Origin of the sequence: Collinsella sp. AM28-11LB, assembly GCF_003469895.1 — a bacterium.
GTDB lineage: Bacteria > Actinomycetota > Coriobacteriia > Coriobacteriales > Coriobacteriaceae > Collinsella.
Genome location: NZ_QSKJ01000003.1, coordinates 118,890 through 142,960, shown reverse-complemented (window position 1 = coordinate 142,960; position 24,071 = coordinate 118,890). Strand labels below are relative to the sequence as shown.

Sequence of the window (24,071 nt, the reverse complement as noted above, 5' to 3'; positions counted from 1 at the left end):
TTTAGGCCTCCAGCGGATGAGCGGGCACCGACTCGCCGGCGGCAAGCGCGGCCTCGCAGGCCACCACATCGCGCTCGATATCATCGACCAGCCCCATAAACTCCTCGTATGTGGAACAGCGCACCACCTGGGCGCGCCAAGCGGCTGCATGGGGCATACCCTTTAAGTACCAGCTTGCATACGTACGGGCGCGCGACATAAGCGGCAAAAGCTCGTGCGTCAGCGTCAGGTGTTCGCGCAGGGCGCCCAGGCGCTCGACCGAGGAGCGAGAAGGAACCGGCGTGCCATCGAGTGCAAGGGCTCGGGCATCGCCGAACACCCACGGATTGCCGTAGATGCCGCGCGCGATAAATACCGCGCTGGCACCCGAATTGCGCAGATGCTCCGCGGCATCCTCGGCAGTGAACACGTCACCCGAACCAATCACGGGAATCTCGACAGCGTCGGCAACCTCATCGACGACCGACCAATCGGCCTGGCCCGTATAGAGCTGCGTGGCACAGCGACCATGCACCGCCACCGCTGCGGCCCCCGCCCCCTCGAGCATTTGGGCAAACGTCGCGGCATTACAGTCCTCGGCATAAAAGCCCTTGCGGATCTTCACGGTCACGGGAACGTGTGCCACGCCCACTGCCGCCTGGACGATTTTCTCGGCCAGGTCGGGCGTGCGCATGAGCGCCGAGCCCTCGCCCTTGGTGACGACCTTGCGAGCCGGGCAGGCCATGTTGATATCGATCAGCGACAGGCGATCGCCCACGCGTTCCTCGACGGCAGCGACAGCGCTCGCAAATTGATCGGGCTTGGAGCCAAAGAGCTGCACGCAAATCTGCTGCTCCTCGTCGGCCGGCAGCACCAGACGCCACGTCTTATTGCTGGCATAGGCAAGGCCCGCCACGCTCACCATCTCGCTATAGGCAAGATTGGCACCGCGGCGGCGGCACATAATGCGATACGCGGGATCGGTCACGCCCGCCATGGGAGCCATAAGGAACGGCTGCTCGGCATAGGCGCCCAGCAGCCGCGTACTGTATTCAGAAAGCGCCATGGTCCTACTCGTCCACCTTGAGGATCGCCATAAAGGCCTCCTGCGGGACCTCGACCGAACCAATAGCCTTCATGCGCTTCTTGCCCTCTTTTTGCTTTTCGAGCAGCTTGCGCTTACGCGAGATATCGCCGCCATAGCACTTGGCCAGAACGTCCTTGCGGCGCGCCTTGACGGTGGAGCGGGCGATGATCTTGTTGCCGATGGCGCCCTGAATAGGTACCTCGAACAGCTGACGCGGGATGATCTCCTTGAGCTTGTCGCACAGGCCGCGGGCCAGGCCATAGGCCTTGTCCTTGTGCACGATAAACGAAAGCGCGTCGACCTCGTCGCCCGAAAGCAGGATGTCGAGCTTCACAAGCTCGGAGGGACGATATTCGTTGAACTCGTAGTCGAGCGACGCATAGCCCTTGGTGCGGCTCTTGAGCTGGTCAAAGAAGTCCAGGATGAGCTCGGCAAGCGGCATGTCAAAGCGCATCTCGACCGATTTGCTCGTGAGGTGGATCATATCGGTGGTAACGCCGCGGTGCTCGATAGCGAGCTGCATGACAGCACCCGTATACTCGGGCGGGCAGATGATCTTGGCCTTGAGGTAGGGCTCCTCGATACGCTCGATGCGCGTGGCCTCGGGCAGGTCCTGCGGGCTGCGGACATCGATCATCTCGCCGTCGGTCTTGTAGACGTGATAGTCCACCGAAGGGCTCGTGGCGATAAGGTCCAGGTTGAACTCGCGCTCCAGACGCTCCTTGACGACCTCCATATGCAGCAGGCCCAGAAAGCCCACGCGGAAGCCAAAGCCGAGCGCCACCGAGGTCTCGGGCTCCCACACCAACGACGGGTCGTTGACATGCAGCTTATCGAGCGCGTCACGCAGGTTCTCGTAGTCCTTGTTATCGATCGGGAACAGGCCCGTATAGACCATGGGCTTGGCCTCGCGGTAGCCCGGAAGCGGCTCGGGGCAGGGATTCGATGCCCACGTGAGGGTGTCGCCCACACGCACGGCCTCGGGGTCCTTCAGGCCCGTGACCACGTAGCCCACCTCGCCGACCGTCAGCGCGTCGACCGGCGTCTCGGCGGGACGCTTGACGCCCACGCCGTCGACCAAAAAGTCGCCCTCGGCCTGCATCATGCGCAGGGTATCGCCCTTTTTGATGGAGCCGTCAAAAACACGGACCGTGGCAACCACGCCGCGGTATTCATCAAAATAAGAATCCAAGATGAGTGCTTTGAGCGGCGCATTCGCATCGCCCTTGGGCGGCGAGATCAAGAAGACGATGGACTCCAGCAGGTCGTGGATACCCTCGCCAGTCTTGCCCGACACGCATACGGCATCGTCGGCAGGGATCGCGAGGTCGTCCTCGATCTCGGTCTTGACCTCGTCGGGGTGTGCCGACGGCAGGTCGATCTTGTTGATCGCGGGCACAATATCCAGGTTGGCGTTCATGGCGAGCGTCGCGTTGGAGACGGTCTGCGCCTCGACGCCCTGCGTGGCGTCGACAACGAGCACCGCGCCCTCGCAGGCGGCCAGCGAACGCGAGACCTCATAGGTAAAGTCCACGTGGCCCGGCGTATCGATCAGGTTGAACTGATACGTCTCGCCGTCGTCGGCGTCATAGGACACGCGGACGGCATTGGACTTAATCGTAATGCCGCGCTCGCGCTCGATATCCATGGTGTCGAGCAGCTGCGACTCCATGTCGCGCTCGTCGACGGTATGGGTGAGCTCGAGGATGCGGTCACTGATCGTGGACTTGCCATGGTCGATGTGCGCAACAATCGAGAAGTTACGGATGTGGGAAATGTCAATTGAAGTATTCATGCGGACTATCTTACCCGAGGGGCACAAAAAATGGAGCCTGTTCCATAAAACAGGCTCCATTTATGCGCGTAATCTGTGTGGTGTGAAATTTACAACTTAGGCGTTGATGCTGTTCACGAGCTTGGCAAGACCGGACTTGCGGTTGGAAGCCTGGTTCTTGTGGATAACATGCTTGGCAGCAGCCATGTCGAGACGCTTGGTGACGGTCTTGAGGGCAGCCTGGGCCTTCTCGGCGTCGCCCTCGGCGACAGCGGACTGGACGTGCTTGGTCAGCGTCTTGAGCTCGGACTTGACAGCCTTGTTACGCATGCGAGCTGCCTCATTGGTGCGGATACGCTTCTTCTGAGACTTGATGTTTGCCACTTCTGGAGTTCCTTTCGAGTTCCTTGCAAAAAATGTATGACACCTCTGAGACACGGTGAGGTCATGCAAGCGCCTACTATAGCACGCTCCCCCTCAAAGGGATAGAACGAATTTGTCAAATAGGCAGGTATCATCACGATTTTCTCAAGATGTTCGTAATCCAGAGCAAAAGCGCGGTCTCAGAATCGGCCGAACCCTTGAGCGCGAGCTCCACATCAACGGCGCCCTCGAGCGCTGCGACGAGCTCGGTCATCGAAAAACGACGTGCCCAGGTCAGGTGATTTTTGACCTGCCAGGGCTGAAGCTTGAGCGTCGCGGCGAGTTCACGCCCCTGCCCACGAGAGTCGAGCGCCTTGGCGACGATCAGCTCACGAATGCGACCGCATAGCAGCGTGTAGGTCCACACGTAGCTCTTGGAGGGCAGAAGCTTAAAGAGCTCGAGCGAACGCCGCATATCGCGAGCCGAGACGGCGTTGAGGAAGTCCCAGGGCTGAACCTCGGCCGTACGCACGATCCAACGCTCCACGTCGGCGAGCTCAATCTGGGGCGCCTCGACCATCTGGGAGAGCTTTGCCAGGTCGTTATCGAGCATGCGCGTGTTTTCGCCCGAGCGCGAAACGAGCTCCTCGGCGGCCGCCGTCGAGATCGACTTGCCGTGCTGCGTCGCCATCTGCTGCACGCGGCGCGGTAGCTCCCAGCGCTTGGTACCCGAGCAATCGACGATAGCCTTCTTGTCGATTTTGGCGATCGCCTTATACAGGCGCGTGTTCTTGGCAAGCGAGTCGGCGATGATGAGACAGACCGTTGTGGGGCTGGGACTCGCCAGATACTCGACGAGCGGCTCCGAAACCGCCTTGGCAAGCTTTGAGCAGCCATCAAGGATTACCAGGCGAAACTCGTTGCCCATGGGAAAGGTATTGAGCGATCCGATAATGGACTCGATATCGGAGTCTTTGGTCATGTCGCGCTCGTCGAGGTTGAACTCGACCATTCCCGACTTTTCCAGACGCGCTTTCATACGCGAGACGGCGTGATCGCGCTTGACGCCGTCGGTACCGACGATCAGGTATGCCGGCAGCAGACCGGTTTCGGACATTGCGCTCCCCTCCCGCAGGCCTTCGTATTCATTCCGTGCCATTCTAGCCCAGGGGCCCACCACACGCCAACGATGTCGTCACGGTCGCTGGCATCGCATCGCAAAACCATTCGCAGTCGGCGCGACGGTAATGTCGCCGTGTTCGATAGTGCACGCGAACACACCGCCCGCTTCCTTCACGGAATCGATGCAGGCATCGGACGGATGGCCGTATCGATTCCCCTCGCCCGCGCTCGCGAGGGAAAGCTCGGGCTTCAGGACGTCCAGCAACTCACCATCGACTGAAACCTTGGAGCCGTGATGCCCAAGTTTAAGTACATCGATATCCCCCACCTCCTGCACGAATTCCCGTTCTTGGTCGAGTTCGGCATCACCGGTGAGGAGCATGCGCAGGCCCATGCCTTCCTGAACATAAGAGAGCAGCAGGACAAGCGAGTCCTCATTTCCCTCGCCATCCACGGACTCGAATGGCCACATCACGCGGGCGCAAAATGAGCCGATGTCGACCATATCCCCACGGCGCACCTGTCGATACTCCACGCCAGGTCGGTTCAATACCTCGACAGGAGCATCCTCCAGCGCTTCGGCCGCCACGGCAATCGTTCCAACCGAAAACTGTTCGAGCACGGCAGGCAGACCACCCCAGTGATCCTCATCCCAATGCGTCACAAAGACGGCATCGATATGGTGCACGTTATTGCGAACCAACGCCGCTACCACGCGCTCGTCGACCCCGCAGTCGACGAGCGCTACTGCGCCGCCCTGGCGGATAAGAATCGCATCGGCCTGGCCCACATCGAGCACCGTCACCGAAGGCGGAGCGAATCGATCCCAGTAGACGTACGGAATCGCAGCCAAGAGCACCAGACATGCAAACCCCACCGCCATAGGCCGTGCCTGAGGGCGCGGCCACCAGACCAGGAGAACCGCCAGCAAACACGGCGCTAGGTAAATCCACATGCTATCCGGCGGCACACTCACGGATGCACCCGGCACGGCGGCAAACAGCTGCTCGAAGAACAGCGTGCAACGGGCGGTAATCATGGGCACAACGAGCGCCCAAGTGCGCAACGGCGCCACGAGCGAAAAGGGAACCAGCACGATCGACACAGCAAGCAGCAGACTCACCACCGGACCGATGACCGCATTTGCCAGCGGAGCAATGAGCGAGAACGTACCGAAGGCAGGAATGGTAATGGGAAGAGTCGCCAGCTGCGAGCACAGCGTGACGGAAAGCATGCTGGCAATGCCCGATGGCACACCCAGCTCACCCATAGCGTAGGTCGCATAGGGGCAAAAGCACAGGATGGCTAAGACGCTGGCGCATGAAAGCTGAAAGCCCATCTCGAACAGCACCGTCGGCCGCAGTAGCACAAAGATGGACATGGTTACGAAGAGTGCCGATGCGCCGTGCCGGCGACGGCCCGCGCCGTTTACGACAAGCGTCGCGAACACCATGCAGCACGCACGCACGGCCGAGGGAGACGCGCCCGTAAAGGCAGCGTAGCCTACAAGCGTTATCGCCAATATCGCCCGCTGAAGGCCACGTGAGCACCGAGTCTTTTGCAATACGCCCTCGATTACAAACCCCACGATAGCCAAATGGCTGCCCGAGACGGCGATAAGATGCGCCGTTCCCGTCACCGAAAACCAGTCGCCCGCCGGCTGGGCGCGCAGCTCGGCCGAACGACCGCAGACGACACCGGCTATGAGCGCACGCGCCGGGTCGGTCGCAGGCGCGATGGAAGCAAGCAGCCCATTTCGCAGCCGAGGCAGCGGCCCCGGAGAGCCCTCATCGACCGACACAATCCGAACGGCTTTAACCTTGCGCACCTCGCCTCGGAGCATGCGCGATCGTCCATGCGCATCGTTCTCAAAACGTGAAACGCGACCGATAACACGCACGTGCGCCCCGACCTTGAGCTCGCGGCCACACGATAGGCGAACCGTTGCCAAGCTCTTGCCGTCCGCGCGTGCCTCGCAAGTATAGGAATACACGTCGTCGTTTATGGATGGATCACCCTGCACGACAAACTCGAGGCTGCTTGCCGCTCGACCATCGAGCGCCTTCGAGGCGCTGAGCGCGCCCACAGCCCACCACGCCGAGACGACCGCTCCCGCCACGAGACCGACGGACGCGGCATACAGCCACCGCTTAAAAGGGGCAAACCGCGCACAAGATTGAGCCAGCGCAACGAATACCGCCGCCGCAACGGGAATAGCCCATAGCGGCCCGAACGCTGGCGCCTGCTCCCCCAGTAGCGCATCAGCGGCCACGTTGAGCACCAAGGCGCAGCTCACGCACATGCCGGCACACAGGGCCATCGTCCACGGAATCAGGGGCCGCGGAGGCATCACATGCTCGCGCTCGGTCGCACTCATACGCAGATGCAATCTTTGATTTTGGCAAGCTTCTTCTCGCCGATTCCCGACACACGCATCAGATCGTCAACCGAGGCAAAGGCACCGTTCTTTGTCCGCTCATCGATAATCGACTGAGCCATGGAGGGACCGATGCCCGAAAGCGTCTGCAGCTCTGCCGCGCTTGCCGTATTGATGTTTACTAGGCCTTTTGCGCCACTCACGCCCGATGATGCTGAAGCCCCACCATCGACACCGGCTTCCGCAATGGACGCCCGCTGTTCCCCTACCGTTGGAACGTGAATCTTCTGTCCATCGATGACCTTAGATGCCCGATTGAGCCCCGTAACGTCTGCCTCGGGCGCCAGCCCGCCGGCGGCATCAATCGCCTGAGCCACCCGCGCGCCGTCCTTGAGGCGATATACACCGGGCGACACAACGGCGCCATCGACATCGACATAGACCTCTGCCGCGGCAGAAGCCTTAGTCGAAGATCCTTCGGATGTCTTTCCGCTCGAAGCATCGCCGGATCCCGGCTCCACTAACGAGCCCGAACCATCAGTGCGCTCAAACGACACACCGCCGGCACCGCCGCCAAGGTTCGCCATCGCCAAGCCGCTCGCCATCGCAATGACGCCCAGCATCGCCACCACCACTGCCTTATGACCGAGCAGCTTGCCCGCCCAGCGGTCCATCTTTTTGACCCGTTCGTGTTGTTCGCGCTGCGCCATAGCAAAACCTCCCAACAACATCGTGTCAGGAAAAGAGCCCTGCAACAGCCATGCTTCAAAACCGGTTATCGCGGTCAAACCAAAAGCCGACCAAAACCTTGCACAAATCTGTCCATTTATTCAGGCACACGTCAGCAAATGAACACTTAGTCGCAAAATGCCCAGATGGCAAAAAAACGACGATGCAGGCGCATCGTCGGTCTATGCACAAATTTACTCGTGATCTTGGTAAATCTCACGCGGAGCAAGCTCCGAATGTTTGCGTTTTAAGGTCTTAGGCGCCTTATACGTGTTGCTATCGAAGTCGATGTACTCGGTCTGCTTGAGCAGACGCTCGATCATCTCCTCGTGATCGAACAACTCCCAGGCCTCATGCACGGCATCGAGTTTAGCATGCGTCTCGGGACGGCGCGGCATAAACAGCGTGCAGCAGTCGGGAGCGGCCTCAGTCGAGATATCGAACGTACCGATCTCCTCGGCGCGCGCGATGATCTCCTGCTTGTCCGAACCGATGAGCGGACGGAACACAGGGATCTTCACGGCCTCGTTGACGGCCATGATGTTCTCGAGCGTTTGGGAGGCAACCTGCCCAAGTGATTCGCCCGTAACGATGGCCTTGGCACCCTCGATGTGTGCAATGCGCTCGGCAACCGAATACATAATCCGGCGATACATGATCACACGCAAGTTGCTGGGGCAGGTGACCGAAATCTCACGCTGGCAGTCGCCAAACGGGACTACGTACAAGCGGCCGATCTGGACACCCGGTGCAAGCGCACGGATGATGTCCTGCACCAAATACTCGCTCGTATCGGGCGTCTGCGGACGACCGGAGAAATGCACCGGCACGCACACCGCACCGCGACGCTCGAGCATCCAGGTCGCCACCGGAGAATCGATACCCGACGACAGCAGCGTCACGACCTTACCGGCAGAACCCACCGGCAGGCCACCCACGCCGCGCTCGGAACGCGCATACACATAAACGCTGCCCTGGACCACCAACACATGCACCATCGCATCGGGGTCGTGCATTTGAACCTTTTTATCGGGGAAGGCCTCACACAGCACCTCGCCCACCTGACGATTGATATCAATCGAGGTGAGCTCATAGTCGGTGTTGGAGCGCTTGGCGTGCACCTTAAACGAATCGAAGGAACCAAACTCGCGCAGCGCCTTCACGGCGGCGGCGCAGTACTCCTGCGGGTCGCGGTTGGTGTGATACGCCAAAGACACACGAGCAACGCCGGGAACGGTGCGAATGACACGCGCCGCCTCGTCGGCCTGATGCTGGTTAAAGGTCACGAGGATATAACCGGAAATTCGAGACACGGCATTCACGGAAAAGGCGGCCAAGGCCGCCTTGATGTTATCCATGAGGATATGCTCAAAATGTGCGCGGTTCTTGCCCTTCAGTCCAACCTCGTGATAGTGGACCAGGCAGACGCGAGCTGCCATTTAGGCTTCAGCAACCTTGTGGCCGAGCGCCTTCTCGTAACGAGCCTCATCGTAAGAGATGTCGCCATCGACAATCTCGTCCATAGCCATCGAGATAGTATCGGCACCGGAAAGCCCGATGGTGATGTCATCGACATCCTGGACGGCAAGCACGCGATTGTGCTGGCCACGCAGCATGCTATTGATGTCGCAGGCGCGCTTGGAGGCAAGCGAAGCGAGCAGGAAGCGGTTGTGATCGGTCTTCTCCAGAAGATCGTCAATGCAAGGCTTTACAACGGACACGGACCTCAGATCCTTTCATGCATATCGAGAACGCGAACGAGCTCATCGGTCGCGCGGTCGAGATCGTCATTAACCACGACGTCGTCGTAGCGGTCGGCAAGGGCAAGCTCATCGGCGGCGTTTGCCATGCGCAGCTCAATCGTCTCGGGCGTCTCGGTACCGCGACCGACTAGACGCTCGCGGAGCACCTCAAGCGAAGGCGGCTTGATAAAAATCAGCACGGCCTCGGGGAAACGCTCCTTCACCTGCAGGGCGCCCTGGACATCGATCTCCAAAATCAGTGACGCGCCCGAGGCGAGCTTGGATGTGACCTCGCTCACCAACGTGCCGTAGCAGTTACCGTGGACCTCGGCCCATTCAACAAACTCACCGTTTGCCACGCGGCGGTCGAACTCCTCGCGCGTCAGAAAAAAGTAGTTGACGCCGTCGACCTCACCTTTGCGTGGTGCTCGCGTGGTAGCCGAAACCGTCAGGCCCAGGTTCGAGCGGAGCTCGCGCACACGAGTGACGAGCGTGCCCTTGCCTGCGCCTGACGGTCCAGAAATCACAAAGAGCTTGGAATCCTGAACGCTCACTTATTTGGTCAGCTGCTCGAGGAGCTGCTCGCGCTGACGGACGCCGAGGCCCTGGACGCGACGGGTAGCGGAGATACCGAGCTCCTCCATGATCTTGGCGGCCTTGGCCTTGCCATAACCAGGGAGAGACTCGATGAGGGTGGAAACCTTCATGCGGGAAGCGATGGGATCATCGGAGTTGAGCACGGACTCGAGGGACTTCTCGCCCTTCTTGATCTGCTCGCGAAGCTCAGCGCGGGCGTGACGTGCGGCAGCAGCCTTCTCAAGTGCCTGCTTGCGCTGCTCGTCGGTAAGCTGAGGGAGTGCCATTCGAACCTCCAAATAGTTGGGTTATATCTGATGCAGTAATTGGCATTTTAGCACGTCAAACGCACTAAATGCCCAATCGACGGCTCCATAGATTAGACGATACCTACGAAAAGTGCAATATGCGGAGGTCAAAGTTAAGCCCCTGACCTGCGATTCCACACAAAGGGTAGGAAAGTTTTCGCAGGTACAAGGGCAAATTTGTGCTAATGATACCCAAAAGTGGTGACTTGAGGGAATCTTTTAGGCGACGTTTTCGACCAGCTCGGCAACAATAGCGTCAAATGCGGCAACCGGATCGTCGGCACCAGTAATGGGACGGCCCACCACAATGTGGCTTGCGCCACGCTCGATAGCCTGGGAAGGCGTCGCCACGCGAGACTGGTCACCAAGAGGGGCACCCATCGGACGCACACCCGGAGTAACGATCAGGGCATCGGGACCCAGCAGCTCACGCATGTCGTGAGCCTCCATCGGCGAGCACACGATGCCATCGATGCCGTTGGCCTGAGCGAGCTTTGCCAGGCGGACGGCCTCCTCGGCCACAGGCGACTCGACGCCGATCTCGCTCAAGGCATCCTGATTCATGCTCGTGAGCACGGTGATGGCGACGAGCTTGGCGCGGTCCTCGCGTGCCTCCTCGGCACCCTCACGGCAGGCGGCGAGCATAGCACCCGAACCCAAGCCGTGAACCGAAAGCAGGTCGGCACCGGCAAGCGAGGCCGAGCGGGCGGCACCGCGAACCTGATGCGGAATATCATGGAACTTAAGGTCAAGGAAGACCTTAAAACCCAGGTCCTTGAACGTCTTGACGATCTCGGGACCCTCGGCGTAATAGAGCGTCATGCCCACCTTGAGCCAGGCGGCATGGCCCGAAAGCTCATGGGCGAGCTCGAGCGCACGCTCACGGTCGCAGTCGAGGGCGACGATAACACGGTCGCGGGCATCGGTCTCTAGCATTCGAAAGCACCTACCAGCTCGTTGATGTCCTTCACGCCCTGGGACTCAGCCCAAGCCTCGAGCTCATGCGCGATCTTGAGCGAAGCACACGGATCGACAAAGTTGGCCATGCCGACCGACACGCAGGTGGCACCGGCCAGGATAAACTCAGCCGCATCCTCGCCGGTCATGACACCGCCGACACCGTTGATGGGGATATCGACGGCCTGGGCAACCTCCCAGACCATGCGCACGGCGATGTGGTGGCACAGCGGGCCCGAAAGGCCGCCCTTGGGCTTGGCCACGCGGGACTTACGGGTATGGACGTCGATGGCCATACCCTGAATGGAGTTGATGACCGAAAGGCCGTCGGCGCCGGCAGCCTCGAGGGCCTTGGCGATCTCGGCGACGTTGACCGGCGCCATCTTCACGAACAGCGGCTTATCGGTCACCTTGCGGCAGGCAGCCATAACGGAAGAGGCGCCCTCGGGCGTGGAGCCCATGGCGGCACCGCCGGCGGCGATATTAGGGCAGCTCACGTTGATCTCGTAGCCGGCAGCCCAGGGGCACAGCTCGACATACATCTCGAGTGCGCGGACAAACTCGTCAACAGAGTGACCGGCAACCTGGCAGATGACCTGGCAGCCGTCCTTGGAAAGCTGCTCCAGCCAAGGGCCGGACTCACGGGCAAAGGCGGCAACGCCGGGGTTCTGAAGGCCCACCGAGTTGATCATACCGCCGGGGATCTCGGCCATACGGGGTGCGGGGTTGCCGGGCCAGGGCTCGGCAGCGCAGCCCTTAGTGGTGATGGCGCCCAGCTGGGAAACATCAAAGAAGTTCTGGAACTGCCAGCCGTAACCAAAAGTGCCGGCTGCGGTGTTGATGGGGTTTTGCATCTTGACGCCGCCGAAATCGACGGCCATGTTCACGGTACCCACTAGAAGACCACCACCTTGGAAGCATCGAACACGGGGCCGCACATGCAGGCGCCCTTCATACCGTCAACCGTCTCGACGTTACAGGTGTTGCAGGCGCCAAAGCCGCAGCTCATCATGCGCTCAAGCGACACCTCGCAGTACACACCCGCCTCGGCGGCAGCGGCGGCGACCTTCTTCATCATGACGGCGGGACCGCAGCTGGCGACATAGTCGTAGCCACCCTCGCCAAGCAGCTCGGCGGCCGGATCAGAGCAAAAACCATGCGTGCCAAGCGAGCCGTCGTCGGTGCATACATTGACCGTGGCGCCCAACGCGCGGAACTCATCGATACCCACGGCCTTGGACGCGGTGCCAAAGCCCAGGCACACGTCGACGGCCACACCCTGCTCGGCAAGCATGCCCGCCAGGCAGAGCACGGGCGGGACACCGATGCCGCCCGCCACGAGCAGCGCCTTCCTGGTGCGCTCGGGCACAAGCCAGCCGTGGCCGCCAGGGCCCAGCAGATTAGAGGTGGAACCGGGGGCCATCTGCGACAGACGACGGGTGTCGACGCCCACGACGGCGTACCACAGCTCGACGGTACCGGCCTGGGCGTCGGCGCGATAGAAGCTCAGGGGCACGCGAAGCAGCGAGGACGCATCGCCGGGCACGGCAATGTTCACAAACTGACCGGGCTTGAGCGCACTTGCAAGCTTGGGGGCCGAAATAACGAGCGAGAAGATGCCGTCGGCGATCTCCTGGTTCGATACGACCTCAAAGTCGTGCATGCGTGCAGTGGAAGGTGTGGGCATAGACGCTCCAATCCCCCATGCGGTTGCATGGTTCAGGCGAACAGAAAGCGCGGCACCGCAAGGGCACCGCGCACAAAATCGATAAGGCTATGCTAGCAGATGCAGCCGTCGGCGAGCGTCTGCTTGCCGCCAACAAACACATCGGTGGCACGACCGGTGAGCGTGCGGCCGGCAAAACCGGAGTTCTCGGCACGCGACTCGTAACCGTCCTCGCCGACCGTCCAGGTTGCGGTGGGATCGAACACGGTCAGGTCGGCGACAGAGCCCGCCTTGACCTGAACCTGATCGAGGCCCAGAATCTCACGCGGCTTGATGGCCATGAGCTCGACCATGCGGCTCACGCTCATCTTGCCCGTATTGACCAGCTCAGTGAGCACGAGCGACAGCGAAGTCTCGAGGCCAATCATTCCAAAGGGCGCGAGCTCGAACTCGCGGGCCTTCTCCCACGGGGTGTGGGGAGCGTGGTCGGTAACGATAGCGTCGACGGTACCGTCGATGACACCCTGACGGATGGCCTCGGCATCCTCGTCGGTACGCAGCGGCGGATTGACCTTGAGCGAGGTGTTGTAGGTCTCGTCCAGGTCGTTCTCGGTCAGGAACATGTGGTGCGGGGTGGCCTCGCAGGTCACCTGGACACCGGCAGCCTTACCGGCACGCACGAGCTCCAGGCCATGAGCGGTGGAGATGTGCTGGATGTGCAGCTTGGCACCGGTCAGCTTGGCAATCTCGATGTCGCGGGCAATCTGAAGCTCCTCGCCGGCGGCCGGCCAACCCTCGAGGGCCAGACGGGTCGAGACCTTGCCCTCGTTGATCTGGCCGTGGCCGACCAGATCCTCGTCCTGGCAGTGGCTCATAAAGACCTTGCCGAACATCTTGCCGTAGTCCATGCAGCGACGGAGCATGCCCGCGCCCTGCACGCCGCGACCATCGTCAGTGAAGGCGACGGCACCGTGGGCGACCATATCGCCCATCTCGGACATGGCCTCGCCCTTAAGACCGCGGGTCATGGCGCCCGACGGATAGACGCGGCAGTGGCCGACCTCGGCAGCGCGGGACTTGACGAACTCCACGACGGTGCCGTTATCGGTGACGGGATCGGTGTTGGGCATGGCGCACACGCCGGTGAAGCCGCCCTTGGCAGCAGCGCGGGTGCCGCTCTCGATGTCCTCTTTGACCTCGTAGCCAGGCTCGCGCAGATGCACGTGCATATCCACCAGGCCGGGGACGAGATACTTGCCGGAAAGGTCGCGGACCTCGGCTCCCTCGGCGGCGAGGTTCTCGCCGACCTCGGCGATCTTGTCGCCGTCAATCAGGACGTCAACGACACCGTCAAGCTCGACAGACGGGTCGACGACGTGGGCATTCTTAAGAAGCAAGGCCATTATCGGCACCTCCAAGCAGCAGATACAGGATAGCCATACGCACGCAGATACCGGCGTAGACCTGCTCCAGGATGACGGAGCGTTGCGGGTGGTCGGCCATATAGGAGTCGAACTCGACGCCGCGGTTGATGGGGCCCGGGTGGCAGATGATCGCATCGGGCTTCATGAGCTTCTCGCGATCCTTGGTCAGGCCGAAGAGCTTGTGGTACTCGCGAATGGTCGGGAACGGGGCGCCCTCGAGGCGCTCCTGCTGCACGCGCAGCATGTAGACGACGTCCAGCTCGGGCAGGACGGAATCGAGGTCACTCGTCACGTGGTCGCAGCCCAGGACCTCGGGCGCCGGCGGCAGCAGCGTGCCGGGAGCGACGGCGTAGGTCTCGCAGCCCATGATCTTAAGGGCGGGAATCAGCGAGCCGCAGACGCGGGAGTGCGCGATATCGCCGACGACGGCGACCTTCAGACCGTGGAAGTCGCCCTTATGCTCCCAGATGGTGTACAGGTCGAGCAAGGCCTGCGTGGGATGGTTGTGCTTGCCGTCGCCGGCGCAGATGACGCTCGCAGGCGAGTTCTGCGTGACGATATAGGGAGCGCCGGCGTGCTTGTCGCGCACGACGATGCAGTCGATCTTGTAGGCGTTGAGGGTCTCGACGGTGTCGATGAGGCTCTCGCCCTTGACCGTAGAGGTCGAGGAGCCGCCGAAGTTGAGGCTGTCGGCCGAAAGACGCTTCTCGGCAAGCTCGAAGGAGCTACGGGTGCGCGTCGAGGGCTCGTTGAACATGTTGACGATGGTCTTGCCCTTGAGCGTGGGGACCTTCTTGATCGCACGCTCGTTGACCTCGGAGAACGCCTTGGCGGTCTCGAGGATAAGCTTGATGTCCTCTTCGGAGTACTCGGTAATGTCGATCAGGTGCTTATGATTGAACGCCACGGTACTACTCACCTCCCAGCGGCGCGGAGCCCACGCGGGAACCCGGCGCGACGTCGTTGATCTCGACGGCGGTGTGGCCGTCGACTTCTTTCATATATAGGTGCACGTTCTCTTCATGCGACGAGGGAACGTTCTTGCCGACAAAGTCCGGCGAGATGGGGAGCTCGCGGTGGCCGCGGTCGACGAGGACCGCCAGCTCGATGCGGCTCGGACGACCCAGGTCCATGACGGCGTCGAGAGCGGCGCGGATGGTACGACCCGTATACAGGATGTCGTCCACCAGCACGACGCGTTTGCCGTCGACGCTAAAGGGAATGTTGGTGGCGTGGATCGCGGGAGCGAAATTGGTAGCGTAGTCATCGCGGTAGAAGCTGATGTCGAGGCTGCCGAGAGGAACGTCAACGCCCTCGATCTCCTTGATCTCCTCGACGAGCTTCTTTGCCAGAAGGTCGCCGCGCGTGACGATGCCGACCAGAGCGAGGTCTTCACAGCCCTCGTTGCGCTCGAGAATCTCGTGCGCGATGCGGGTCATAGCTCGATTGACGGCGGTCTCGTCCATGATGACCGCCTTGGGGGAAGTCGTGCCCATCGATCTCCTTCCTCACATGTCTTGACTGCTGACACAGTCAAAAAAAATAGATGCCCGACCGCTTAAAGCGGACCAGACACCCACAGGAAGGGCTGCTCTTTGGCAGCTATGTAATTCCATGTGGGTATCTCGTACCCCTTTAATGGTCAAGGTATAGTGTAGCCAACCTCGAGCGTAATTGCGAGCATAAATACAAAGCAATCCATAAACGGGCGCAGGCGCTCCATAAACCTATATATATTTGTGGGACGAACTTGAAAACCTCGGTTCGAGCTGGCATAATCCCCTCTGCTGCACGCAAATCGGATCTACGTCCAGGGCCGTGGCGTGCGCACTATCGCCAAAAGAGGAATATCTCTGTGTAGATTGCGCACAGGGAGCGACTTCTGTGCTATAGTTCAGGCTTGTTTGTTAACGCGACATGTTCGTTTGTCGCCCAAGGAGGGTCAGTTATGTCCAAAGTTTGCGAAGTTTGCGGTAAGCACCCCGTTGCCGGTCGCTCCATCAGCCACTCTCACCGCGTCACCAACCGTAAGTTCCGCCCCAACATCCAGCGCGTCTACGTCGTCGTCGATGGTCACCGTCGCAAGATGAACGTTTGCTCCACCTGCCTCAAGTCCGGCAAGGTTGCGCGCTCCTAAATAAGGTCTTACCAACAAGTACCTCGGACTCTCCGGGTCAAAGACCTCGCGTTCACATAGAACTTACCAAGGGCGTCCTCCCCTACGGAGGGCGCCCTTTTGCACTCATTGGGGACAGACTTACATGAGTGTTTTCACGCATTGGGGACAGACTTAGATGAGCGCTTTCCTAAGCTCGCAGCGCATCGATGAACTCACGGCGTTTCGATCGGCCCCAATCCATACCTCACGCCGCCTCGTTCCAGCCTGTGGTGGCCTTGGTTACGCTCGTAGCGCCGATACCGGTGATACGGGCAATTTGCTTGACCGTGAGATGCGCCCGCCTGAGCCTCAGCAGACACGCATCACGTTCGGGACGAGGCAGGGCCTTGAGCAGCGCAGGATCTATGCTCGGCAACACTTCGTGCGCGACGGCAAGGGCATCCTCATCGGGGATCCGCCGGCGTGGAAGAACCCCCACTGACCAGATGCGCCCAGCAACTTCCTTGAGATGCTCGCAATAGCAACGGGAGCCTCCGACAATATCGAGCATGGGGGCCGCATCGCAGATATCAAAGGGATCATAGCCCAGCTGATATGCCTTGTAGCTTGACCAGCGGTATGCCTCGAGTGAGTCGAGCGCACCTTTCACGGGATTGAGGTGAATATAGTCGAGCAGCTGCACCGCCTGCATGTCCGTCTCAACAGCGACCCGCGAATAGCGATTGTCAAACAGATGGCCCGTTCTTCCCGTTTTCCCATTGAAATACTTAGCATACGCCGTCAGTGCGCACTGCATTGCCTTTGAAAGGTTGTCATATGGGTCATCAACCATCAAATGGAAGTGGTTGTCCATAAGGCACCAAGCCAACACCGCCACTTTATGACGCGCAAACCTGTCCGAGATGTCCGATAAGAAACGATAACGGTCGGAATCATCTTCAAAAATAATCTGTTTGGAGTTGCCACGGTCAAAGACGTGGTAATAGCCGGTGAGCGAAACGGCGCGGGCACATCGGGGCATAGCCTCTCCTTTCAAAACTGTACAGGCAACACCTAAAAGGAGAGACGCAACGCGAAATGCTGAGCCTGTAACCTATTTATATCCAATGAGCGGCAATAACAGGCCCAGAACGGCAAAATGGCAAAACGATGTCTGTCCCAAATGAGTGAAAGCACTCATGTAAGCCTGTCCCCAATGAGCGGGGCGATGCAGCAGAAAGATTGTTTTAGTTGAAACGTTTCATTTTGTTGAAGCGTTTTAGTGTGCCTTTTACAGGAATCTTGCCACTCACCGAATTATTTATTGCTATCATGCAAGGCGTAGGGTAAATCTCCGATCGCAAGGAGACACAAATGGTGAAAAAGTCACCGGAAAACACTACTCCCGCAATTGTGGACAATGTAGAGGCGCTTGAGGCTAAGCTCGCTCAGATGCGAGAGGCCCAGGCGCTTTTTGCTACGTACACGCAGGAGCAGGTCGACAAGATCTTCTACGAGGCCGCCATGGCCGCCAACAAGGCTCGTATCCCGTTGGCGAAGATGGCCATCGAGGAGACCGGCCGCGGCGTTCTTGAGGACAAGGTCATCAAGAACCACTACGCCGCAGAGTACATCTACAACGCTTACAAGAACACCAAGACCTGTGGTGTCCTGGAGCGCGACGAGGCCTACGGCATCACCAAGATTGCCGAGCCCATCGGCATCGTGGGCGCCGTCATCCCGACGACCAACCCCACCTCCACCGCGATCTTCAAGACGCTGATCAGCCTGAAGACCCGCAACGCCATCATCATCTCCCCGCACCCGGCTGCCGCCAAGTGCACCATCGCCGCCGCCAAGCTCGTGCTTGACGCCGCCGTCAAGGCCGGCGCCCCCGAGGGCATCATCGGCTGGGTCGATGTCCCCTCCATCGAGCTAACCAACATGGTCATGCGCGACGTCGACATCATCCTCGCCACCGGTGGCCCGGGCATGGTCAAGGCTGCCTACTCCTCGGGCAAGCCCGCCCTAGGCGTTGGCGCCGGTAACACCCCGGTCATCATCGACGACACCGCCGACGTGCTGCTCGCCGTCAACTCCATCATCCACTCCAAGACCTTCGACAACGGCATGATCTGCGCTTCCGAGCAGTCCGTGACCGTCATCGACAGCATCTATGACCAGGTTAAGGCCGAGTTCCAGAAGCGCGGCTGCTACTTCGTCAAGCAGGGTGCCGAGATGGAGGCCCTGCGTGGCGCCATGTTCAAGAACGGCGCTCTCGATCACCGCATCCCCGGCATGGCTGCCGCCAAGATCGCCGAGCTCGCCGGCATCGAGGTTCCCGCTAAGACCAAGATCCTGATCGCCGAGGTCACCTCCACCGATCCGGCCAAGGAGGAGTTCTCCCACGAGAAGCTCTCCCCGGTCCTGGCCATGTATCACGCCAAGGACTTCCAGGAGGCCGTCGACAAGGCCGAGCACCTGGTGCTCGCCGGTGGCCCGGGCCACACCGCCTCTCTGTACGTGCACCCCGCCCAGGCCGAGAAGATCAGCCTGTTCGAGCACGTCATGAAGGCCTGCCGTATCGTCATCAACACCCCGTCTTCGCATGGCGGCATCGGTGACCTGTACAACTTTGGCATGAAGCCGTCTCTGACCCTGGGCTGCGGCTCCTGGGGCGGCAACTCCGTCTCCGAGAACGTTGGGGTGAAGCACTTGATCAACGTTAAGACTGTGGCCGAGCGCCGTGAGAACATGCTGTGGTTCCGCGCTCCCGAGAAGGTCTACTTCAAGAAGGGTTCCACGCCCGTCGCTCTCGACGAGCTCGGCACCGTCATGGGCAAGAAGCGCGCCTTCATCGTCACCGACCAGTTCCTCTTCAAGAATGGCAACACCCGCGCCATCGAGGCCAAGCTCGACGAGATGGGCATCGCCCACGACTGCTTCTACGACGTCGAGCCCGATCCGTCGCTGCAGTGCGCACGTCGCGGCGCCAAGCAGATGGCTCTCTTTGAGCCGGACGTCATCATCGCCGTCGGCGGTGGCTCCGCTATGGACGCCGGCAAGATCATGTGGATGATGTACGAGCACCCCGAGTGCAAGTTTGAGGACATGGCCATGGACTTCATGGACATCCGCAAGCGTATCTTCACCTTCCCCGAGATGGGCAAGAAGGCCTACTTCGTCGCCGTCCCGACCTCTTCGGGTACCGGCTCCGAGTGCACGCCGTTCGCCATCATCACCGACAAGGAGACCGGCATCAAGTGGCCGCTTGCCGACTACGCGCTGCTCCCCAACATGGCTATCGTCGACGCCGACAACTGCATGACCGCCCCGCGCGGCCTGACCGCTGCCTCCGGCATCGACGTCATGACCCACGCCATCGAGTCCTATGTCTCCATCATGGCTTCCGACTACACCAAGGGCCTCTCCGAGCGCGCTGCCAAGCTCGTTTTCGAGAACCTGCCCTCCAGCTTCGAGAACGGCGCCAAGGACCCGCACGCCCGCGAGGAGATGCACAACGCCTCATGCATGGCCGGTATGGCCTTCGCCAACGCCTTCCTGGGCCTCAACCACTCCATGGCCCACAAGCTCGGCGCCTTCCATCACCTGCCCCACGGCATCGCCAACGCCATCATCCTGACGCGCGTCATGCGCTACAACGCCGCCGAGGCTCCCGTCAAGATGGGCACGTTCTCCCAGTATCCTTACCCCAACGCGCTGCACAACTACGCCGAGATGGCCAAGTACTGCGGCATCGAGGGCAGGGACGACAAGGAGGTCTTCGAGAACTTCATCACGAAGCTCGAGGAGCTCAAGGACTTCATCGGCGTCAAGAAGACCATCGCCGACTACGGTGTTGACGAGCAGTACTTCCTCGACACCCTCGACGAGATGACCGAGCAGGCATTCAACGACCAGTGCACCGGCGCTAACCCGCGCTACCCGCTCATGAGCGAGATCAAGGAGCTCTACCTGGACGCCTACTATGGCCGCGAGCCCCAGGACTACGCCGTCTGCTAGTCTTTAGCACGGTTATTTGCGGCGGGGGTGCACGGGTGTACGCACGCCCCCGCCGTTGCTTCTATCGCATCGTTGAAAGGATGCAATCATGCTGCTTCCCGATTCCAAGACCGAGCTCGTCCGTCGTGGCAACAAGGTCGTTTACGACCTGGGCGACAAGATTGTCAAGGTCTTTAACGAGACCAAGCCCGTCTCCGACGTGTTCAACGAGGCTTTGAATCTTGCCCGCATCAATGAGTGCGGCATCCGCAGCCCCAAGGCGCTCGAGGTTTCTCAGCTCGAGAACGCCAACGGCTGGGCGCTTGTGACCGAGAAGGTTGCTGGCACCACCCTCGCCGACAAGATGACTGCCGAGCCCCAACGCTTTGGTGAGTACCTCGAGATGTTCGTCGACCTCCAGATCGAGATCCACGGCTACACCTCCCCGCTGCTCAACCGTCAGCGCGACAAGTTCGCCCGCATGATCGACAGCCTTGATCAGCTCAATGCCACCACGCGCTACAACCTTCAGGAGCGTCTGGACGGCATGACCAAGGAGTTCAAGGTCTGCCACGGCGACTTCAACCCCTCCAACGTCATCGTTGGCGACGACGGTCAGCTGTACGTCTGCGACTGGGCACATGCCACCCAGGGCTCCCCTGCTGCCGACGTTGCCACCACCTACCTGCTCTTTGCCCTCAGCAGCAAGGACCAGGCCGAGGCCTACCTGGAGCTCTACTGCGACCGCGCCGACATGCCTATGCAGGTCGTGCGTCAGTGGACGAGCATCGTCGCCGCTTCCGAGCTCGCTCGTAAGCGCAACGTGAACGATGAGTTCCTTAAGAACTGGATCGACGTCGTCGATTATCAGTAATATCTGAGCGATTTATTTCGCATCGGAGGCACAAAAGGGAAACCCCGCAGCTCGCATGGGCCGTGGGGTTTTCCTTTTAGATATCGAGGATGCCACAAGATAAAAGGACGGCCCCACATCTCCCCGATCTGGAGAAATGCGGGGCCGTCCCGTATATCGAACTACAAGCGAAATCGCCGATTAGCGGCGGGCAGCCTTAACAAGCTCGGCAACCTTGGCGACGATCTCGTCAATCGCCACGTCCTCGCGATCGCCCGTGGCACGGTCCTTGAGCTCAACGGTGCCATTCTTAAGACCGCGCTTGCCCAAAACCACCTGATACGGGAAGCCCATGAGGTCGTTATCGGCAAACTTAAAGCCGGGACGCTCATCGCGGTCGTCGACGACGACCTCGATACCCTCGGCGCACAGACCGTCGACGATCTGCTCACAAACGGTAGCGCACTCCTCCTTCTTGGGATCGAGCGGAATCACCGCGACCTCGTACGGGGCAACGGAGACCGGCCAGACGATACCGTGCTCATCGTTGTGCTGCTCCACGACGGCAGCGAGCGAGCGGGACACACCCACGCCGTAGCAACCCATGATAAGCGGCTTCTCCTTGCCGTCCTCGTCCATAAAGGTGGCACCCATGGCCTCGGAATACTTGGTGCCCAGCTGGAACACCTGGGAGACCTCGATACCGCGAGCAGCGGAGAGCGGCTTGCCGCAGTGCGGGCAGGGATCGCCGGCGACGACGGTGACCAGGTCGGCCCACTCATCGACGGTAAAGTCGCGCTCGGGGCAGGCACCGGTAAAGTGGTAGTCGACCTCGTTGGCGCCACAGGCCCACTGCTTAGACTCACGCAGGCTCTCGTCGCACACCAGACGGATGCCCTCGGGCAGGTTAACCGGTCCGATAAAGCCCTTATGCAGACCGTAGGTCTGGAGTTCCTCGTCGGTCATCATGCGATAGCCCTTGCCAAAGACGTGCTCGGCCTTGCAGTCGTTGAGCTCATGATCGCCCGGGACAATGGCCACGACAGGCTTGCCCTCAGCGTCGATGAGTGCCAGCGACTTGCGCGTGCCGTTCTCGGGGAAGCCGAAGAACTTTGCAACTGCCTCGATGGTGCCCATGCCCGGGGTCTCGACCTTGGTGAGCGTACCGTCGCCGGGGCCCTCGGTCACGACAACCTTGGTGCTTGCCGCCTCGTCGTCAGCAGCAAAGCCACAATCGTCGCAGTAAACCAACGAAGCCTCGCCGGCGTCAGCAAGAGCCATGTACTCGACGGAGGTGTCGCCACCGATCTCACCGGAATCGGCGACAACGGGCAGAGCCTTGATGTAGCAGCGCTCGCAGATATTGGCGTACGCCTGCTTCATCTTGTCGTACTCCTCCTGCAGGCTCTCCTGCGTAGCGGAGAAGCTGTAGGCGTCCTTCATGATGAACTCGCGACCGCGCATTAGGCCAAAGCGGGGACGGAACTCGTCGCGGAACTTATCCTGGATGTGATAGAGATTCACCGGCAGCTGCTTGTAGGAACGCAGTTCATTTCGTACCAGGGCGGTCACGGTCTCCTCGTGCGTGGGGCCCAGCACAAACTCACGACCGTGACGGTCATCAAAGCGCACGAGCTCCTTGCCATAGGCATCGATGCGGCCGGACTCACGCCACAGCTCGGCATCGACCATAATGGGCATCATGAGCTCCTGGGCACCGGCAGCGTCCATCTCGTCACGCACGATATTCTCGATCTTGCGGATCGAGCGCCATGCGAGCGGCAGATAGGAATAGAGACCGGCGGCCTCCTTGCGAATCATGCCAGCACGGAGCAGCAAGCGGTGGCTGGCGAGCTCAGCGTCGGCCGGATCCTCTTTGAGCGTCGGAGCATACAGCTTAGACATATACATTGCTCGAGTCATTTATTTCTCCTCAATTAGCTTGTCGACCTCGGCCATCAGCGCGTCGACAATTTGATCCTCAGCTACTTTACCAATGATCTGGCCGTGCGAAAAGAGCAGGCCCTGACCTCGTCCACAGGCAACCCCCAAGTCGGCATCAGAAGCCTCGCCGGGGCCATTGACCGCACAGCCCATCACAGCGATCGAAAGCGGCGCGGAGTAGTTCTTGAGCCGCTCGGTAACCTCCTCGGCGATTGCGATGAGATTGACCTGGCAGCGCGCACATGTGGGGCACGAGACAATCTCGGGGCCACGACGACGCAGGCCCAGCGACTGCAGAATACCCCAAGCGACCGGCGGCTCCTCAACCGGATCGGCCGTAAGCGAGACGCGCATGGTGTCGCCAATGCCCTCGGAGAGCAGGATGCCCAGTCCCACCGAGCTCTTGATGGTGCCCTGCAGCTTGGTACCGGCCTCAGTCACACCCAGATGAAGTGGAACATGGGGAATCTCGCGCGACAGGGCACGATAGGTATCAAGCGTCGTCTGTACACTATGGGCCTTGGCGGAAAGCACGATGTTGGTAAAGCCGCGGTCCTCAAAGTGCCGCACAAAGCGCTCACTCGACATCACGAGCTTCTCGGGCTGCGTAAGCTCGCCGCGCTCGGCGATATCCTGCTCGAGCGAGCCGGCGTTGACACCGATGCGAATCGCACAGCCCGCAGCGCCGGCGGCGTCGATGACGGCATCGACCTTAGCCCAATCGCCGATATTACCGGGATTGATGCGCAGCTTGGCGGCACCAGCCTCGACGGCGCCGATGGCGAGCTTATGGTTAAAGTGAATATCGGCAACGATTGGCACCGGAGACTCGGCACAGATGGTACGGAAGCCCTCGAGCGCGGCTTCGGTGGGTACACTCACGCGCACGATATCGCAGCCCGCCTGCGCCAAAGCGCGGACCTGCCCAAGCGTTGCCTGAGCATCGGCGGTATCGGTGCAGGTCATAGACTGGACCACGACCGGCGCGCCGCCGCCGATCTGCACCCCGCCCACATGCACGGGGCGCGTCAGCTCGCGCGGCAAAGAATGGGATAGAGACAATCCAAGCA

The 24,071-nt window shown here is 60.6% G+C and carries 22 protein-coding genes; 3 read left to right on the top strand and 19 right to left on the bottom strand.

The features are described from left to right. Position 1 precedes the first annotated feature (1 nt). The 16 genes from dusB to pyrR all read right to left on the bottom strand — a co-directional run bounded on the left by dusB (position 2) and on the right by pyrR (position 15,600). Entirely contained in the window at positions 2–1,045 is a 1,044-nt protein-coding gene (gene dusB / locus DW732_RS03480) for a tRNA dihydrouridine synthase DusB (protein WP_117735178.1), read from the bottom strand. 4 nt (positions 1,046–1,049) lie between these two features. Beyond that, positions 1,050–2,861, bottom strand: a complete 1,812-nt coding sequence (lepA, locus tag DW732_RS03475) for a translation elongation factor 4 (protein WP_117735177.1) — start codon at positions 2,859–2,861, stop codon at positions 1,050–1,052. Positions 2,862–2,957: 96 nt separating this feature from the next. Next, positions 2,958–3,224 carry a 30S ribosomal protein S20 gene (rpsT, locus tag DW732_RS03470; protein WP_022094714.1) on the bottom strand — a complete coding sequence of 89 codons (267 nt, stop codon included), beginning with the start codon at positions 3,222–3,224 and terminating at the stop codon, positions 2,958–2,960. 133 nt (positions 3,225–3,357) lie between these two features. After that, positions 3,358–4,320 carry a DNA polymerase III subunit delta gene (gene holA / locus DW732_RS03465; RefSeq protein WP_117735176.1) on the bottom strand — a complete coding sequence of 321 codons (963 nt, stop codon included), beginning with the start codon at positions 4,318–4,320 and terminating at the stop codon, positions 3,358–3,360. 78 nt (positions 4,321–4,398) lie between these two features. Beyond that, positions 4,399–6,702: a DNA internalization-related competence protein ComEC/Rec2 gene (locus tag DW732_RS03460; RefSeq protein ID WP_118098768.1), complete on the bottom strand. Its 2,304-nt coding sequence runs from the start codon at positions 6,700–6,702 to the stop codon at positions 4,399–4,401. Further along, a complete protein-coding gene (locus DW732_RS03455) occupies positions 6,699–7,412 on the bottom strand; it encodes a helix-hairpin-helix domain-containing protein (protein ID WP_117735174.1) in 714 nt (237 codons plus the stop codon). Before DW732_RS03455 ends, DW732_RS03460 begins: the two co-directional genes overlap by 4 nt. 213 nt (positions 7,413–7,625) lie before the next feature. Next, positions 7,626–8,870: a tRNA uracil 4-sulfurtransferase ThiI gene (thiI, locus tag DW732_RS03450; protein ID WP_117763008.1), complete on the bottom strand. Its 1,245-nt coding sequence runs from the start codon at positions 8,868–8,870 to the stop codon at positions 7,626–7,628. Beyond that, a complete protein-coding gene (locus DW732_RS03445; protein WP_035138532.1) occupies positions 8,871–9,152 on the bottom strand; it encodes a DNA-directed RNA polymerase subunit omega in 282 nt (93 codons plus the stop codon). 5 nt (positions 9,153–9,157) lie between these two features. Further along, the gene (gmk, locus tag DW732_RS03440) at positions 9,158–9,727 is read right to left on the bottom strand and encodes a guanylate kinase (RefSeq protein ID WP_117763009.1); all 570 of its coding nucleotides are present in this window, start codon (positions 9,725–9,727) and stop codon (positions 9,158–9,160) included. Continuing rightward, on the bottom strand, positions 9,728–10,036 hold the full coding sequence (gene mihF / locus DW732_RS03435; protein ID WP_006236130.1) for an integration host factor, actinobacterial type: 309 nt from the start codon (positions 10,034–10,036) through the stop codon (positions 9,728–9,730). Positions 10,037–10,276: 240 nt separating this feature from the next. Then, the gene (gene pyrF / locus DW732_RS03430) at positions 10,277–10,993 is read right to left on the bottom strand and encodes an orotidine-5'-phosphate decarboxylase (RefSeq protein WP_118098766.1); all 717 of its coding nucleotides are present in this window, start codon (positions 10,991–10,993) and stop codon (positions 10,277–10,279) included. After that, a complete protein-coding gene (locus DW732_RS03425) occupies positions 10,987–11,895 on the bottom strand; it encodes a dihydroorotate dehydrogenase (protein WP_006236128.1) in 909 nt (302 codons plus the stop codon). The genes pyrF and DW732_RS03425 overlap by 7 nt, the downstream gene beginning before the upstream one ends. A gap of 14 nt (positions 11,896–11,909) precedes the next feature. Further along, on the bottom strand, positions 11,910–12,677 hold the full coding sequence (locus DW732_RS03420) for a dihydroorotate dehydrogenase electron transfer subunit (protein WP_118098764.1): 768 nt from the start codon (positions 12,675–12,677) through the stop codon (positions 11,910–11,912). 116 nt (positions 12,678–12,793) lie between these two features. Beyond that, entirely contained in the window at positions 12,794–14,083 is a 1,290-nt protein-coding gene (locus DW732_RS03415; RefSeq protein WP_118098762.1) for a dihydroorotase, read from the bottom strand. Beyond that, entirely contained in the window at positions 14,067–15,011 is a 945-nt protein-coding gene (locus DW732_RS03410; RefSeq protein WP_118098760.1) for an aspartate carbamoyltransferase catalytic subunit, read from the bottom strand. The genes DW732_RS03415 and DW732_RS03410 overlap by 17 nt, the downstream gene beginning before the upstream one ends. Positions 15,012–15,015: 4 nt before the next feature. After that, complete coding sequence (gene pyrR / locus DW732_RS03405) at positions 15,016–15,600, bottom strand: bifunctional pyr operon transcriptional regulator/uracil phosphoribosyltransferase PyrR (RefSeq protein WP_117742736.1); 585 nt, start codon at positions 15,598–15,600, stop codon at positions 15,016–15,018. 452 nt (positions 15,601–16,052) lie between these two features. On the opposite strand from pyrR, the gene rpmB reads away from it, so the two are divergent. Continuing rightward, positions 16,053–16,241 (top strand): 50S ribosomal protein L28, encoded by a 189-nt coding sequence (rpmB, locus tag DW732_RS03400; protein WP_022094725.1) that lies wholly within the window; start codon positions 16,053–16,055, stop codon positions 16,239–16,241. 226 nt (positions 16,242–16,467) lie between these two features. Here the strand turns inward: rpmB and DW732_RS03395 are convergent, their stop codons facing one another. Beyond that, positions 16,468–17,244 (bottom strand): transposase, encoded by a 777-nt coding sequence (locus DW732_RS03395; RefSeq protein ID WP_118098758.1) that lies wholly within the window; start codon positions 17,242–17,244, stop codon positions 16,468–16,470. Positions 17,245–17,576: 332 nt separating this feature from the next. Between DW732_RS03395 and adhE the strand changes: the two genes are divergently transcribed. Both adhE and DW732_RS03385 read left to right on the top strand, forming a co-directional pair. Beyond that, entirely contained in the window at positions 17,577–20,225 is a 2,649-nt protein-coding gene (gene adhE / locus DW732_RS03390; protein ID WP_118098756.1) for a bifunctional acetaldehyde-CoA/alcohol dehydrogenase, read from the top strand. A gap of 88 nt (positions 20,226–20,313) precedes the next feature. Then, the gene (locus DW732_RS03385) at positions 20,314–21,078 is read left to right on the top strand and encodes an aminoglycoside phosphotransferase family protein (protein ID WP_117735165.1); all 765 of its coding nucleotides are present in this window, start codon (positions 20,314–20,316) and stop codon (positions 21,076–21,078) included. Positions 21,079–21,258: 180 nt separating this feature from the next. Here the strand turns inward: DW732_RS03385 and DW732_RS03380 are convergent, their stop codons facing one another. Then, on the bottom strand, positions 21,259–22,980 hold the full coding sequence (locus DW732_RS03380) for a proline--tRNA ligase (RefSeq protein ID WP_233505239.1): 1,722 nt from the start codon (positions 22,978–22,980) through the stop codon (positions 21,259–21,261). Beyond that, a complete protein-coding gene (ispG, locus tag DW732_RS03375; RefSeq protein ID WP_117799090.1) occupies positions 22,981–24,063 on the bottom strand; it encodes a flavodoxin-dependent (E)-4-hydroxy-3-methylbut-2-enyl-diphosphate synthase in 1,083 nt (360 codons plus the stop codon). Between the last annotated feature and the right edge of the window lie 8 nt (positions 24,064–24,071).